This is a genomic window from Leptolyngbya cf. ectocarpi LEGE 11479 (assembly GCF_015207065.1).
GTDB classification, from domain to species: Bacteria; Cyanobacteriota; Cyanobacteriia; order Phormidesmidales; family Phormidesmidaceae; genus Leptothoe; species Leptothoe ectocarpi.
Genome location: NZ_JADEXP010000656.1, coordinates 1 through 1,008 on the forward strand (window position 1 = coordinate 1; position 1,008 = coordinate 1,008).

General features: G+C 53.6%; 2 protein-coding genes. Both read right to left on the reverse strand.

From position 1 onward, the window contains the following. Window positions 1-604 (reverse strand): PspA/IM30 family protein (locus IQ260_RS30775; protein WP_193996831.1); only part of this gene is annotated, 604 nt, incomplete at its 3' end. Window positions 605-689: 85 nt separating this feature from the next. Continuing rightward, on the reverse strand, window positions 690-1,008 hold a 319-nt coding region (locus IQ260_RS30780; protein WP_193996832.1), incomplete at its 5' end, for an SPOR domain-containing protein.

Below are 1,008 nucleotides of genomic sequence, written 5' to 3' on the forward strand. Positions count from 1 at the left end.
CTGATTCTAGGGTTGAAAATCTGTTTCCCAAAGGGTCTTGACTAAGCTGGTTGATTTCAGCAGCGGCAGCGGCAGTAGCTTCCATGGTTAAAATCTTGTCTTCGATTTGATTAAAGGTGCCGCCGTTGATTTGGGTCATCATTTCGTTTAGCTTTTGGCTGGCCTTGGCGGAGCGAGCGCGGGCGATATACATGTCTTTTTGGGTGCGGGCCTGGGCAATTTTGCTTTCCAGGGTCCGCATGTTGGCTTTGAGCTGCTGCACGCTTTCTTTTTGCTGCTGGAGCTGGCCTTCAATGGAGTGGGCTGTTTCCAAATAGCTCTGACGGCGGTTGAGGGCTTCACGGGCTAATGTTTCATTGCCTTTGGCCAGGGCACTTTGGGCGCGATTGTAGAATTCGCGGGCTTGGGTATGGGCCTGGTCGTACTGACGTTCGCTGCGTTTTTGGGTTGCGATCGCAACTGCAACTGCCTGCCGTAGCTGCAGCAAATTTTCCTGCATATCGGCAGTCGTCTGTTCTAGCAGCTTCTCTGGATCGTCGGCTCCATTTACAGCATCATTGAGGCTGGTGCGAACGACCCGGAAGAAACGATCTAGCAATCCCATGGGGTTTCTTGTTTGACAGGTATAAACAGCGTTACGCCGTGTAGAACTAACGATAGATTATCGTTGCTCTTAGCATAGCAGGGGGCTATTCGTTCGTTGGGCCAACGAGTTCTACGGTGGCACCCTGCTGAGTTAAAAATGCCACTTGGTCCTCGGCCTGAGCGCGATTATCAAAGGCTGCTAGCTGAATACGAGCACCGGTCTTAAAATTACGCACAAAGGCATCGGGGACCAGCGTACGAGCCTTATTGAGGGAGGCATCGCCAGTGTAGTTGGTAACAATGTAGAAATTAGAGCCGGTAGTGGCCGTAGGAGCCGGAGCCGCCGGAGCCGGGTTAGCAGCGGTGGTCTCAGGGGCAGTAGTCGGTGAGGCCGCTGTCGGCGGGGTAGCCGGTGGAGTAGCC